This window comes from Oceanisphaera ostreae (assembly GCF_042676125.1).
GTDB classification, from domain to species: Bacteria; Pseudomonadota; Gammaproteobacteria; order Enterobacterales; family Aeromonadaceae; genus Oceanimonas; species Oceanimonas ostreae.
This window is the reverse complement of the sequence record NZ_JBHTJS010000035.1, coordinates 1-12966: the sequence shown is the minus strand read 5'-3', so window position 1 is coordinate 12966 and position 12966 is coordinate 1. Positions and strand designations below refer to the sequence as shown.

13 protein-coding genes are annotated in these 12966 nt (G+C 49.2%); 8 read left to right on the top strand and 5 right to left on the bottom strand.

The features are described from left to right. Nucleotides 1-270: 270 nt before the first annotated feature. Genes ACFQ1C_RS08575 through ACFQ1C_RS08565 form a run of 3 tightly spaced genes read left to right on the top strand, consistent with a single transcriptional unit; the run spans nucleotide 271 to nucleotide 2846 of the window. Nucleotides 271-1878, top strand: a complete 1608-nt coding sequence (locus ACFQ1C_RS08575) for a flavin monoamine oxidase family protein (protein WP_379558190.1) — start codon at nucleotides 271-273, stop codon at nucleotides 1876-1878. A gap of 11 nt (nucleotides 1879-1889) precedes the next feature. Then, nucleotides 1890-2291: a c-type cytochrome gene (locus ACFQ1C_RS08570; RefSeq protein ID WP_379558189.1), complete on the top strand. Its 402-nt coding sequence runs from the start codon at nucleotides 1890-1892 to the stop codon at nucleotides 2289-2291. Between the two features lie 54 nt (nucleotides 2292-2345). After that, entirely contained in the window at nucleotides 2346-2846 is a 501-nt protein-coding gene (locus tag ACFQ1C_RS08565; protein ID WP_379558188.1) for a RidA family protein, read from the top strand. A 580-nt stretch (nucleotides 2847-3426) separates the two neighbouring features. On the opposite strand, the gene rlmF is transcribed toward ACFQ1C_RS08565, so the two are convergent. After that, entirely contained in the window at nucleotides 3427-4386 is a 960-nt protein-coding gene (gene rlmF / locus ACFQ1C_RS08560; protein WP_379558187.1) for a 23S rRNA (adenine(1618)-N(6))-methyltransferase RlmF, read from the bottom strand. Nucleotides 4387-4636: 250 nt separating this feature from the next. On the opposite strand from rlmF, the gene ACFQ1C_RS08555 reads away from it, so the two are divergent. Together ACFQ1C_RS08555 and ACFQ1C_RS08550 are read left to right on the top strand one after the other, a co-directional pair. After that, entirely contained in the window at nucleotides 4637-5110 is a 474-nt protein-coding gene (locus ACFQ1C_RS08555; protein WP_379558186.1) for a hypothetical protein, read from the top strand. A 455-nt stretch (nucleotides 5111-5565) separates the two neighbouring features. Continuing rightward, the gene (locus ACFQ1C_RS08550) at nucleotides 5566-5883 is read left to right on the top strand and encodes a hypothetical protein (protein ID WP_379558185.1); all 318 of its coding nucleotides are present in this window, start codon (nucleotides 5566-5568) and stop codon (nucleotides 5881-5883) included. A gap of 482 nt (nucleotides 5884-6365) precedes the next feature. Here the strand turns inward: ACFQ1C_RS08550 and ACFQ1C_RS08545 are convergent, their stop codons facing one another. Together ACFQ1C_RS08545 and ACFQ1C_RS08540 are read right to left on the bottom strand one after the other, a co-directional pair. Next, nucleotides 6366-6713 carry a VOC family protein gene (locus tag ACFQ1C_RS08545; protein WP_379558184.1) on the bottom strand — a complete coding sequence of 116 codons (348 nt, stop codon included), beginning with the start codon at nucleotides 6711-6713 and terminating at the stop codon, nucleotides 6366-6368. Further along, on the bottom strand, nucleotides 6638-6865 hold the full coding sequence (locus ACFQ1C_RS08540) for a VOC family protein (protein ID WP_379558183.1): 228 nt from the start codon (nucleotides 6863-6865) through the stop codon (nucleotides 6638-6640). The genes ACFQ1C_RS08545 and ACFQ1C_RS08540 overlap by 76 nt, the downstream gene beginning before the upstream one ends. A 93-nt stretch (nucleotides 6866-6958) precedes the next feature. Here ACFQ1C_RS08540 and ACFQ1C_RS08535 point away from each other — a divergent pair, with 93 nt between their 5' ends. Both ACFQ1C_RS08535 and ACFQ1C_RS08530 read left to right on the top strand, forming a co-directional pair. After that, nucleotides 6959-7828 carry a LysR family transcriptional regulator gene (locus ACFQ1C_RS08535; protein ID WP_379558182.1) on the top strand — a complete coding sequence of 290 codons (870 nt, stop codon included), beginning with the start codon at nucleotides 6959-6961 and terminating at the stop codon, nucleotides 7826-7828. Nucleotides 7829-7917: 89 nt separating this feature from the next. Continuing rightward, on the top strand, nucleotides 7918-8556 hold the full coding sequence (locus tag ACFQ1C_RS08530) for a 3'-5' exonuclease (protein ID WP_379558181.1): 639 nt from the start codon (nucleotides 7918-7920) through the stop codon (nucleotides 8554-8556). 91 nt (nucleotides 8557-8647) lie between these two features. On the opposite strand, the gene ACFQ1C_RS08525 is transcribed toward ACFQ1C_RS08530, so the two are convergent. Together ACFQ1C_RS08525 and bioA are read right to left on the bottom strand one after the other, a co-directional pair. Next, entirely contained in the window at nucleotides 8648-9733 is a 1086-nt protein-coding gene (locus tag ACFQ1C_RS08525; RefSeq protein ID WP_379558180.1) for an endonuclease/exonuclease/phosphatase family protein, read from the bottom strand. A gap of 357 nt (nucleotides 9734-10090) precedes the next feature. Further along, complete coding sequence (gene bioA / locus ACFQ1C_RS08520; RefSeq protein WP_379558403.1) at nucleotides 10091-11356, bottom strand: adenosylmethionine--8-amino-7-oxononanoate transaminase; 1266 nt, start codon at nucleotides 11354-11356, stop codon at nucleotides 10091-10093. A gap of 167 nt (nucleotides 11357-11523) precedes the next feature. Between bioA and bioB the strand changes: the two genes are divergently transcribed. Beyond that, nucleotides 11524-12567 carry a biotin synthase BioB gene (gene bioB, locus ACFQ1C_RS08515; RefSeq protein WP_379558179.1) on the top strand — a complete coding sequence of 348 codons (1044 nt, stop codon included), beginning with the start codon at nucleotides 11524-11526 and terminating at the stop codon, nucleotides 12565-12567. Nucleotides 12568-12966 lie beyond the last annotated feature (399 nt).

Here is a 12966-nt window from a genome sequence, read left to right as displayed (position 1 = left end):
GGCGTAACGACGGTAAGGCGCTGCCAGTACACTTATCTGGTGAAGGCAGTTAATCGAGTGCTAAGCCGATGATGACATTGAGCTCTGAACAATATTTATACAAATTCATTTGCGGCGTCACTAGTCAGATACTAAATTTTATTAACCATTAGCTAACAATTGTTGTTCGTGCTGCAAGGCTACCTTCAAATGACGTAACGGTTTATTCGGTATCCACTGTGATCACGTTTGAAGCCATTAGCGTCATACCTGCCCAGGAGATCACCGAATATGGAACTAACTCGAGGCATAAGCAGAAGAGCGGTACTTTCATGGATCGGCAAAACAGCCGGTGCCGCCGCCATGTACCAAGCCATGACTACGTTGGGGTTTGCCAGCGAGTCTACGTTTGACAAAGATCACTATGAGTTGAGTGGCGCGCCCACCGGTTCAACCGTCTTGGTATTGGGCGCGGGCCTTGCTGGCATGACAGCAGCATTCGAACTGCAGAAGGCGGGCTATAAGGTTAAAATTCTCGAGTACAACGAGAAAGCTGGTGGGCGCTGCTGGACCATTCGAGGTGGCGACAAATACACTGAACTGGGCGGGGCAACCCAAGAATGTAAATTCGACGAAGGGTTGTATATCAACCCAGGCCCGTGGCGCATTCCCTATCATCACCATGCGGTTTTACACTACTGTAAACAGTTTGATGTAAAGCTGGAAGTGTTTAATCAAATCAACCATAACGCCTACGTGCATAGCACCAAGGCCTTTGACGGCAAACCCAAACGCTACCGCGAAGTTTACGCAGACTTTCAGGGGCATATTGCCGAACTGCTGGCTAAGTGTGTGAACCAGAAAGGTTTGGATGAAGCCATGACCCGCGAAGAAACTGAGCGCTTGTTATTGGTGATGCGGGAGTGGGGCGCGCTTAACGGCGACGATAAATACGTTAAGTCTATAGAAGCGAGCCTGACGCGCGGCTTCGATATCGAGCCCGGCGGTGGTTTAATGCCAAAAGAACAGTACTCCCAGCCGATGGATCGCGGCGAGCTGTTTAACTCCAGCCTGTGGAAGCATTTAAGTACAGGTAACTTGTTTGAATATCAAAGCACTATTTTCCAGCCCATTGGTGGCATGGACATGATTGCTAAGGGTTTTGAAAAAGAGGTCGGTAATCTTATTCGCTACAGCAGCAAGGTCACCAAGATCCATCAAGACGATAAAGGCGTGACCGTCAGCTATGTAGATAGCAAAAATCCGGGTGACACCATGACCGAATCTGCCGATTGGTGTGTGTGCACCATTCCGCTGTCTATTTTGGGCCAGATCCCTGCCAACTTCAGTAGCAAATTGACCAGTGCCATTCGTGCCGTCCCTTACGATACCGGCGTAAAAGTGGGGCTGCAGTTCAAACGCCGCTTCTGGGAAGAAGACGATCACATTTATGGCGGTATTACCTATACCGATATGCCAATAGAAATGATCAGCTACCCCAGCACCGACTATCACTCGTCGGGTAAAGGGGTGCTACTGGCAGGCTATCTATGGGATGAAAACGCCTATGAGTTTACCTCCATGTCACCCGAAATGCGGATAAAAAAGACACTGGAGTATGGTGCTAAAATACACCCGCAATATCTGGATGAATTCGATAATGGCATCGCGGTGGCCTGGCACCGAGTGCCTTGGACCAACGGGTGTTATGGTCTTTGGACTCCAGAAAGCCGTAAAGAGCATTACCAGAACTTGTGTGAGATAGATAATCGAGTGGTATTGGCCGGCGAGCACGCCTCTTATATTCCGGCCTGGATGGAAGGCGCTATTTTGTCTTCTTTAGATGCGATCAAGCGCTTGCATGAGTACGCCGTTGCTGAGAAAAAGCAAAAAGCCTAAAGGAGTCAAAAATGAACAAGCTAACCATCTCTGCTCTTATACTCGGCATGAGCTCGCTAACCTCTTTGCCAGTGCTAGCCGGTACGCCGACCGTGTCTGAAAGTGGCAGTTTCGAGCAAAAAACAGGTGAAAAGCTGTTTAATAGCATCTGTCAGGGCTGCCACATGGAGGGCGGTAAAGGAGCTAGCACGGGCGCCGGTTTTTATCCCGTTCTTGCCAATAACGCCAAGCTGTCGGCGGCCGGCTACCCCATTTATGTGCTACTCAATGGCTTGGGTGGCATGCCCAACTTCAAGGATTATCTGAGTGATGAGCAAATAGTTGAAGTGGTCAACTATATTCGTACCAATTTTGGTAATGATTACCAAGAAAAAACGACCCTTGCAGAAGTTAAAGCAATGAGTAATCGTTAACTACACTAACTGCTCCCTCGGCCTTGCCGGGGGGCTCTATTGAAGGAGTAATAAATGAAAGCATTTCTATCTGGTATTGCAACCGCCGTGCTGCTTACCGGTGCATCGGCAACTGCCTATGCTGCCGACGACGGGGTAATTCGTCATAAATTACCTGATTCAGACTTTCCTATTTCCCTTGCCGTTGAAGTGCCTGCCAACAGAACCCAAGTACACATGAGCGGTCAGGTGCCCAGTGTGATCCATGCTGACGCCGAGGCCAACACGGTTGCCGCTTATGGCACCATGGAAGAGCAAGCGACTTCGGTACTGCAAGCCATTGAAAAAAATCTGAAATCGCTTAACCTGACCATGGCTGATGTGTATCGCATGCAGGTGTTTTTGGTTGCCGAAGACGGAAAAGTAGACTTTTCTGGCTTCATGAAGGGTTACACCAAGTTCTTTGGCACCACAGAACAGCCTAATCTGCCGGTGCGTTCGGCAGTAGAAGTGGCCGCCTTGGCCGTCCCCGGCTGGCTGATTGAAATTGAAGTGTCTGCCACCCGCCCACAATAATACCAATCTGGAAAACTAACTGATCTATTTTTGTTTGTATAAAAGCCGAACAAAAAGTCAACTCCACCGACCCGCTGCGGATTAATGACACTCACGGCTTTAGCCTACTGCAAACATTCACTGGATGTTTGCAGTAGGCTAAGCCACTCGTCACGGCGAGACAAGCTCGCCCCCTGTACGCTCAAACACATAACATCCCTGTTATGTGATTCCCTTTATCCTCGCGAAGGCGGGGGTCCAGTGCCTTTGCAGGAAAAGCGCAGGCTGACAAATCTGCGCCACAAGCCTTGGATTCCCGTCCCCGCCTACGCGATGATGATGTACCTTGAGGGGGTAAGACCTTGTCGCCCCTATGATGGTGCACTTGTGTTTGGCTCTTACCCATAAAGATCACTTTCAGATCTGATCTCTATTTTTCCGTGCTTCTCATAAATAAAGAGGCGTTTCTTCCGTGGCAAAAAGGTCTGTAGCTTTTAAGGAGTAAGCTGGCCGAGAATTCCACAGGAGGGCGTGATTACTTAGTAGAAGAAACCACATTGTTTGCACGCTATTAGTTAGCCCGATGTAATGCTTGCGAGACTTAGATGAACGTCCAAGCTAATATTCTGGTAATTTTATTTCCCTGCTTCATTTCTATTTCCCGTATATCGACGGCACCTAGCTTACGAATCAACTTTTTTGCAGGCTTCACATTGTCAGTTTTCGAAACCAGACTGGTAAACCAGCGGCATTGAGTTGAAAAAACGTGGCTTTCTTTTATTAATTTTTTTAGAAACATTTGTTCGCCACCCTTACACCAAAGCTCTGCGTCTAGACCACCAAAGTTTAGAGTGGGCGCTGTGGGGTTGGATGTTTGCTCACCGCGATGACGAGCAAGGTTATTGAGTTTAAGCATGCTGCCTTTAAGTGCTTCATCTGCTGAAGCATGAAAGGGTGGGTTACACACGCTGACATCAAAGAATTCTCCCGCTTGAATGATACCCTCAAAAATATGATGTTTATCCTTTTGCGTACGCAGCGTGAAGCTGCCGTTTAGCTGGGGATTATTAGCGATAATTGAGGCCACGTTCTCCAGCGACTGAGTATTAATATCACTACCCACACAATGCCAACCGTAGAGTTGGCAGGCCAACAGCGGGTATATGCCATTTGCCCCCGTACCTATATCGAGTAAAGTTATTTTGGGCTGGGTATTAACCAGACTCGTAGTGGGCTCGCCAACCCCAAGCAACTCAGCTATGTAATGGATGTAGTCGGCTCTGCCTGGGATGGGCGGACAAAGAGCACCTTCTGGAATACTCCAATCGACAATATTGTAGTGTCGCTTTAATAGCGCGGCATTTAATGCTTTTACTGCCAGTGGATCTGCGAATGCTATGGAAAGGTTACCGTGAGCGTTTGTTTTCACATAGAGGGCTAGTGGCGGATAACTTTTTTTGAGCGCGGGAAAATCATAGCCTTGCTGGTGTAGATTTCTCGGGTGCAAGCCTTTGCTGTCAGGCTTGGTTTGGTTGTTTTTACTTCGATGGAGTGTGCTCACAGTGATATGCCCGAGATTTAGAATGCAAAAGGGGAGTGGGTATTGGTAAGGCGTGATTATAACCTTAATCTATGAATTCGGAAAAAACTAAGTAAGACACCCAAGCTAGATGATTGTCTTCCTGCATATAGCGCTCAAGCTCGGCACTTTTTGCCGCTTGTGCCGGTCATCTTTAACAGGGCTCTTGAATACCGAGACAGCCTTAGGGACATTGGTCCTGTATGAACCGGATATCATAGAGGTAAATACCATGAACAGTTTTTTTCTTTCCTCACTGTTACGCGCCAGTGTCTGTACCTTGGCATTGGTCTTGCCTTATACCATTCAGGCCGCAGAGCCGATGGTCATCGAGTTAACCCAGACGGGCTGCCAGTTTATTGAGAGCGAGAACGGACTGGATCACGGTTATGTCACCCACGCCAAGGCGGATTGTGATCGCATTAACGCCGAGACCTCCTCTGAACGGCTGGCACAGGCTCGCACTCTGGAGCTAGAACCCGGTCGTTATATCTTCAGGGTAACCAACAGAGATGTGCCCTATGAACTGGGTTTTTGGCTGCGGGGAGCAGGCCTGCTAGATCGGGCACTGTTGCCCAGCGTCTCCGGCGGCGGCTTAGTTACTGGAGCTAGCCAGGATTATGAAATTGAGCTGGAAGCCGGCGAATACCTTTATTCCTGCCCGCTGAATACCACCCCCGACTACTATTTGACGGTGTCGGACTAATCGATGGCCATAGGGCAAGGCGGACGCTGTTATGTGTATCGAGCACTATTTTGGTTAATCCGTTGAGCATTGCCGGGGTTGGGTAGAACAGCGATTATTGTTGTTAACTCAGGTATTTGTTTTACAAAATAGATCTACTAGACTTATCGAGCGAAAGGCATCAATCCACAGTGGGAGCATCTCTGATTTTCAACAATTTGCATCGGCTCTGCCGAGTGTGAATGATGTTCAGTTGTAACTGTCATCGGTGGCGGCCTACATAAAGGCTTCTGTCGTTATTTGTTTTCACGGAAGTTGCGCTCCAGCTGGATACGCACAAAAGGAAAGAGATTATGACCAGTTTATATACAGGCGGCTGCGAGCACGTTCATATTAACGCCAAGGCAGAACCAATTGATAATCACGTTTGTCACTGTAATGTCTGCAAGGGCGTGACAGGCCAGTAGACCACGCATGTGGCTTTCTTCAACTACGCAGATCTCTCGGTCGATCATCCCGAAAAAATGAACCGTCAGCCGTTCAATAAAGAAAACCCAAGCGGGCCGCTTGAGCTTTGCACCTGTGCCGATTGTGGCGCCGCTCTGATGCTGGATGACAAACAGAAACGCATTCGCGTTGCTGTGCCCAACGTCATGGGCTACCAAGAAGCCTCGTTCCCCAAGCCCACTTATCACGCATTCTACGACGCATTAAAAGACTACCCCAAGCCATCGGATGGTCGCCCGGTCTATGAAGGTTTGCATCCTGATTTCGTCTGGCCTGAACCCGCTTAAGCGGACGGCTTTATACTCGATCATACAGCGGTTCAACAACCAATCCACTGATGTGCTTGCAGCATGTCGGTGGATTAGGCTGTTTGTTCAAGCTTAACCTGAAGTAATAGCAATCAGGAAAACTAACTGATCAGATTTTTATGTCTTTTGTAGATACTCTGTTGGGTGTCAAGGTCTCACGTTAGTTTTGTAGGTTGGTCTCTTTTAGGCCGTGCCACCATTATTGTGCGAATAAATTCGCCCCTACAAAAAACAAGGAGCCACCCTGATCGTAGGGTCGATTTCAATCGACCAACAGCCATAGCACGGCCTAAAGAGAGGTCGAATACTCCTTGCCTAGATAAGGCGACCCTGCGCTCGGGGTGGGTTGGTATTTACCATTTTTTTGTGCTTTTACTTGGATAAATATTAGCGCTTAAAGCTGACCTTTGTACCTGTAGCGCTCAACTTCAAAACAGATCACATACTTACTTAGATTGGTATTAGTATGCGCCTTCGCTGTAAATTAGCTCGTAACTGTGGCTGTAAATTTCCAGGATGTTACCGAAGGGGTCTTCCATATAAATCATACGGTACGGCTTTTCGCCCGGGTAGTAGTAACGGGGCTTTGCCATGCGTTTTTTACCGCCGGCGGCGACAATGCGCTCGGCCAGCTCTTCTACGTTAGGGTCTTGCACGCAAAAGTGGAAGATGCCGGTTTTCCAGTATTCAAAGTTGTTTTCTGGGCTAACCTGATTGTTGAACTGAAACAGCTCTACGCCAACTCGGTCGCCGGTAGACAGATGGGCAATGCGAAAGCTGCCCCATTTGGCGCCAAAGCTCCGGTACACATTTCGCCAATGGCGCTGTCGTCTTCCTGGATCTCGGTAGGCTTCATGATTAGATACCAGCCCATTACCTGAGTGTAAAATTCCACTGCGCGGTCGAGATCGGGTACCGAAATACCGATGTGTGAAAAATTTCTAGGATAAACCTTGTTCATTGTCTGCTCCTCCTTCTTAACGAGATGACAGTGTACAAAGCTTAATTGATTATCTAAAATTATCATTTGTGATGGTAATGAGTACAAAGTGTAATGATAAATACCCACTGGCTACGCAGTTTTTGTACCTTGGTTGAGGTGGGTCATTTTACCCGTACGGCAGAGCAGCTGCACATGACGCAGTCTGGCGTTAGCCAGCATGTGCAAAAGTTGGAGCAACAGCTGGGGCGAGACTTGCTGATCCGACAGGGCAAGCAGTTTATGCTGACCGATGCCGGCGAACGCCTGTATCGTGAAGCCAGTTCGATTATCGAGTCTTTGTCGAGCCTAGAGCAGCGCATTGGGGCAGATCCTGCCTTTGAAGGGCTGGTCAGAATCATGTCGCCAGGTAGTGTGGGGCTTAAGTTATATCCGCATTTATTGGCACTACAACGCCTGTACCCCAAGCTGGTGATTGATTATCGATTTGCGCCCAACGCCAATATAGAGGCCGCTATTGCCGGCTATGAGGTGGATATGGGTTTTATGACCCAAGCATCCAGACATGCAGAGGTGAGCTGCCGAGCCATTGGCCGAGAGCCACTCTTGCTGGTGACGCCGGCTGCAATAACCGAGCCTGACTGGACACAGTTAATGCGGCTTGGCTTTATTGATCACCCCGATGGTGCTCATCATGCCGGCTTGCTGCTGGGGGCCAACTATCCTGAGTTTCAACACAGCAATATGTTTGAAAAAAGAGGATTCTCTAATCAGATCAGTCTGATACTGGAGCCGGTAAGCATGGGGCTGGGGTTTACGGTGTTGCCGGCCCATGCGGTAGCTGCGTTTGCAAAGCCAGAGCTGGTGCGCACCCATGCTCTGACACATCCGGTTAGTGAAACCCTCTATCTTGGGGTACCGCAACGCAAGCCGATACCCAATCGGGTAATAACGGTGATGACCGAGGCTGAAAAGTGGCTTTAAATGTAAGCACCAAGCCTTTGCCGATGTGGCCGTTTGCGTATATTAGCTGTCTCAAATGAGAAAAATTCAAGTAATAACATGAGGCCGATATGGACGCTCGTCAGTACCTAGAAAGACCCAGCAAAGACGTGATGCGTCAGCTCCCAGCCTTTAGCGGCCTACCTAGTTCGCACATTCATCTAGTGGAGAGCACCGAGGAAGTAAGCTTTGCCCAAGCGCGGCTTAGCAACTGTACTCACCTGGGGTTTGATACCGAGAGCAAGCCCACCTTTATGGTGGGGGAGGCCAGCACCGGCCCGCATCTGGTGCAGCTGGCGACCCCCGAACACGCTTTTTTGTTTAGGGCTCATCATCTGGCCAGCAATGGCGCTGCGCATCAGTTGCTGGCCGATATTCTTCAGTCGCCACAGATAATGAAAGTGGGCTTTGGGCTTAAATCGGACCGAGGGCCGGTGCTGCGCAAGTTTGGCATCGAGCTAAGCGCTACCCAAGAGTTGTCTGGGGCGGTGAAGCGGTTGGGGTACAAGCAACAGGTGGGGCTGCAGGCCGCAGTGGCTATCGTGCTGGGCGAATATTTGCCCAAATCCAGAAAGGTGACGCTGTCTAACTGGGCGGGCGCGTCGTTATCTAGCGCCCAACAGAGCTATGCTGCCAACGACGCCTATGCCAGCCTGCGGGTGTATTTGGCGCTGCGCCGCACCGCGCCCCAGCTGCTGAGCTATACTTGATGTGTTATGCCAACATACAAGCTCGCGAGCAGATATTAACAACTAACCGTGTTACATAACGCTAAGCATGCGCCATATTGCTAGTCAGTTGCTACTTGGTGAGCTCGGGTACGTCACTTTTACTGACGTTTTTTTTTGCCGTTTTCTCATCGGCCAGTTGCTTATCGTCGGCGTCGACTTGCAAGTCTTGGTGACCATTATCTTGCTTTGGATTAAAGCTAAGGTGGGTAAGTAACGCAAAGTGATCGGAACCGGTGAGTGTTAAACGATGCAGTTTGATCACGCGAAAATGATGACTGTGAAACAAATGATCTAGCGGCCAGCGAATAAACCAATGTTCGGCATGAAAGGTATTGAACATGCCGCGACCAATACGGGGGTCGCGCAAGCCGCTAATTTTTCTAAATAAGCGTGTGGTGGTAGACCAGGCCACGTCGTTGAGATCGCCGGCTACAATCACGGGTAAATGCGCGTCGGCCACACTTCTGGCCACGGCCAACAGCTCGGCATCGCGCTCGGTCGACTCGTCATTCTCGGTGGGGCTGGGTGGTGCCGGATGCACGAAATGGGCTCTTATTTTGATGCCATCAGCCAGCTTCACCAAACAGTGCATAGAGGGCACATCGTCTTGCACCAGATACTCGATAGTGCTGTTTTCTAACGGTAGGCGTGAGTAAACATGCATGCCATACAAATTATCCAGCGGGCATTTAATGGTATGCGGATAGTCTGCTTCTAATACGGCAAGCTGTTGCTGCCACCAATGAGTAGACTCAAGTGTTACCAGTATGTCGGGGTCATGTTGACGCACCAGGTCAATCAGGCAAGCGGCATGGTTGTTGGTGGCCAGCACATTAGACGACAGTATTTTGATGGCGTGCGGTGCTTGGCCGACAGTGGCCGATTTCACTTCTAGCGAATGTAATCGTGTATAGGGCAGGATCCACCAGCCATGATAAAGCAGACAGGCGAGATTGATGGCCAGTAATCCCAAGCTGCTTGCCTGTGATAAATCGAGTCGCCACAGGACCAGCAGTATAATCACCAGTATGAAACTAAAAAACTGTACCCGAGGAAAGTCGAATCCTCTTACCCACCAAGCCTCATAATTCCATAACGGCAATAGCGTAATAACAGCACTTAAGATGGTCGCGAGTAAAAACAGCGTCAATTCCATTGATGGCATCACCCTTTTAAATTTGGTCATCAGCATGGCTGGCGAAAGGTTAAAATACCATTGTCGGCTGCATATGCAATATCGCATCACTTATGTCGTGAACTCTGTAGATAGTTTCAGCTTACTGTAAAGCTAAAGGCCTCTCGTAACGACTCTTTGCGGGCAGCTAAAGCGTTGGGCTACAGAAACAAGGTGTACGCGATGTTTTAAGCCGAGATCCTGACGCACGTCAGGATCTCGGCTTAGGTGTTAGAAGCAACAGCGAGATACCCAGGCTACGTCATACATCGGGCTTGACCCGGTATCGGCATGCCGGATGAGCAAGACTTTATCTTTTGATGTCGTTCGCTTTACCCTTCACTCTTCACATATTGTTAGCATCGCTTTTGTCAGCTGGCTGAGTTCTTCGGGCGTAATAATGTAGGGCGGCATAACGTATAACAGCTTACCAAAGGGGCGGATCCATACCCCTAACTCCACTAGCTGTTGCTGTACCTTTGCCACAGCTAGCGGTTGGTGCAACTCAATCACGCCTATGCCCCCCAATACCCGTATATCGGCCACGGCTGGTAAATTGGCCGCGGGCGCTAACTGGCGTGTTAATTGCTGCTCAATCGCCTGAATGCGCGCCTGCCAGGGTGAGCTTAGCAGCAAACGCAAACTGGCTAGCGCCACCGCACAGGCCAGTGGGTTGGCCATAAACGTGGGGCCGTGCATCAATACCCCTGCGGGTCCATTACAAATGGTCTCGGCCACATGCTGGGTTGTTATCGTCGCGGCCATGGTCATATAGCCGCCGGTAAGCGCCTTACCAATGCACATAATGTCTGGCGCAATCTCTGCCCATTCGCAAGCAAATAATTTGCCAGTACGACCAAAGCCGGTGGCAATTTCATCCACAATCAGCAATACCTCATACTGACTGCACAAGTCGCGCGCGCCTTTAAGAAATTCAGGATGATAAAAACACATGCCACCTGCGCCTTGCACTATTGGCTCTAGCACCAGTGCCGCCAATTCTTGATGGCGATCGGCTAGCAATGCCTCCAGTGGCTGCAAATCAGTGGGGTTCCAGTCGCCGCCAAAGCGACTTTGCGGGCTTTTTATAAACACATGCTCGGGCAAAAAACCGTTATACAAACTGTGCATGCCACCTTTAGGGTCACATACGCTCATGGCGCCAAAGGTGTCTCCGTGATAGCCCTTGTTTAGCGCGGCAAATACGGTCTTTGGCGTGCCTTTGCCATGCCAATATTGAATGGCCATTTTTAAGGCCACTTCTACCGATACCGAACCCGAGTCGGCCAAAAAGAAGCGATCCAATCCGGTGGGTAACACCTCAGTTAAAGCGCGGCACAGATTAATAGCCGGATCATGGGTTAAGCCACCAAACATCACATGCGACATCTTGGTTAGCTGGTCGGTAACGGCCGCATTTAGCTCGGGCACATTGTAACCGTGTAAACAGGCCCACCAAGATGACATGCCATCTATCAGTCGTCTGCCGTCGCTTAATTGTAAATATACGCCGTCGGCTCGCTCTACCTGATAACAGGGCAAAGGGCGGGTGAGCGAAGTGTAGGGGTGCCAAAGGTGGTGTAGATCGAACTCGGCATTGCTGATGGCATCGGCAGAAAAAGTATCGTCAAAGTGATTGTTCATAAAATAATCAGTCGTAAACTGGAGTTGGTGTTTATGATTGACAGGCTAACATTGGGGCTTACACTAGCCAACCAAAATACCGCTAAATAATCATCATCACTAAAATAAGAAAGGATACAGGCAAGCTAATGAACCAACCCCACTTTAGTAGTGAGCAAGTTAGCCGTGAGCAGGTACTGGCATTGTTTGAACGCCCGCTATTCGACCTGTTGTTTGAAGCTCAACAAGTGCATCGCGCTCACTTTGACGCCAACGAAGTGCAAGTGAGCACCTTGCTGTCTATTAAAACGGGCGCCTGCCCCGAAGACTGCAAATATTGCCCACAAAGTGCCCGCTATAACACCGGACTTGAAGTTGAACGCTTGATGGAAATGGAAAACGTGCTGGAGCGTGCTCAAGAGGCCAAAGATAATGGCTCGAGTCGTTTTTGCATGGGGGCTGCTTGGCGTAATCCCAAAGAGCGAGACATGCCGTATTTGGTGAAAATGGTGCAAGAGGTGAAAGCACTGGGCCTAGAAACCTGCATGACCTTGGGCATGTTGAATGACAACCAAGCCGACCGCCTGGCCGATGCTGGGCTGGATTATTACAACCATAACCTAGACACCAGCCCCGAGTTTTACGGCGATATTATTACCACCCGCACCTATGCTGACCGGTTAGTCACCCTAGAAAACGTACGTAATTCCGGTATGAAAGTCTGCTCGGGTGGCATTGTGGGCTTGGGTGAAAGTCCTGAAGACAGGGCAGGGTTACTACAAGCACTGGCTAATCTACCGCGCCAGCCCGAGAGTGTGCCCATCAATATGCTGGTAAAAGTGAAAGGCACACCGATGGAAAATCAGGCCGACTTAGATGATTTTGATTTTATTCGCACCATCGCCGTGGCTCGCATCTTGATGCCTAAAAGTCATGTGCGCTTATCTGCTGGGCGCGAAAAAATGAACGATCAAATGCAAGCCATGTGCTTTATGGCCGGAGCTAATTCTATCTTCTACGGCTGCAAACTGCTCACCACGCCCAATCCCGATGAAAACAGCGATATGCAATTGTTCAAACGCCTAGGGTTACGCCCCAGCGGCGTCAGCCAAAAGCCCGATGAAATGGCAGAAATTGAGCTGCACGAACAACTCGCAGCCCAAGCCGAACCCGTACTTTATTACGAAGTTTAAGGGCTGCGCCCAGCGAAAAAAACATGGACTAAAGACTTTTCTGCCACGGAATACACGGAAGAACACGGAAAAATAGTGATCAGATCTGAAAATATATTTAATGGGCAAGGTCTAAAGCCAAGCTTTATGCTGTCAGCTGTTTATAGGGACGAATTCAATCGTACAAAAAAGCCATGGCACGAACAAAAACCGGTCCTACGCTCTGTTTTTGCTCTTACTAATAAGATCTCATGGCACTTTTCGCTCTTATCTCAGTTTAATTTTTCTGTGGGTTCCGTGGATTCCGTGGCAAAAATAGGTTTTATCTTTGTTTCACACTGTATTGGTGTTTTTGTAGATACTCTGTTGGACGTCAAGATTTTATATGCTCTTCACTGAACAATAATGTCGAATCAAAAG

Bases quoted from the DNA above. Each gene is read 5' to 3' on its own strand.
- ACFQ1C_RS08575 (WP_379558190.1), top strand. From the start codon at position 271: ATGGAACTAACTCGAGGCATAAGCAGAAGAGCGGTACTTTCATGGATC.
- ACFQ1C_RS08570 (WP_379558189.1), top strand. From the start codon at position 1,890: ATGAACAAGCTAACCATCTCTGCTCTTATACTCGGCATGAGCTCGCTA.
- ACFQ1C_RS08565 (WP_379558188.1), top strand. From the start codon at position 2,346: ATGAAAGCATTTCTATCTGGTATTGCAACCGCCGTGCTGCTTACCGGT.
- ACFQ1C_RS08555 (WP_379558186.1), top strand. From the start codon at position 4,637: ATGAACAGTTTTTTTCTTTCCTCACTGTTACGCGCCAGTGTCTGTACC.
- ACFQ1C_RS08540 (WP_379558183.1), bottom strand. From the start codon at position 6,865: ATGAACAAGGTTTATCCTAGAAATTTTTCACACATCGGTATTTCGGTA.
- ACFQ1C_RS08535 (WP_379558182.1), top strand. From the start codon at position 6,959: ATGATAAATACCCACTGGCTACGCAGTTTTTGTACCTTGGTTGAGGTG.
- ACFQ1C_RS08530 (WP_379558181.1), top strand. From the start codon at position 7,918: ATGGACGCTCGTCAGTACCTAGAAAGACCCAGCAAAGACGTGATGCGT.
- ACFQ1C_RS08525 (WP_379558180.1), bottom strand. From the start codon at position 9,733: ATGGAATTGACGCTGTTTTTACTCGCGACCATCTTAAGTGCTGTTATT.
- bioB (WP_379558179.1), top strand. From the start codon at position 11,524: ATGAACCAACCCCACTTTAGTAGTGAGCAAGTTAGCCGTGAGCAGGTA.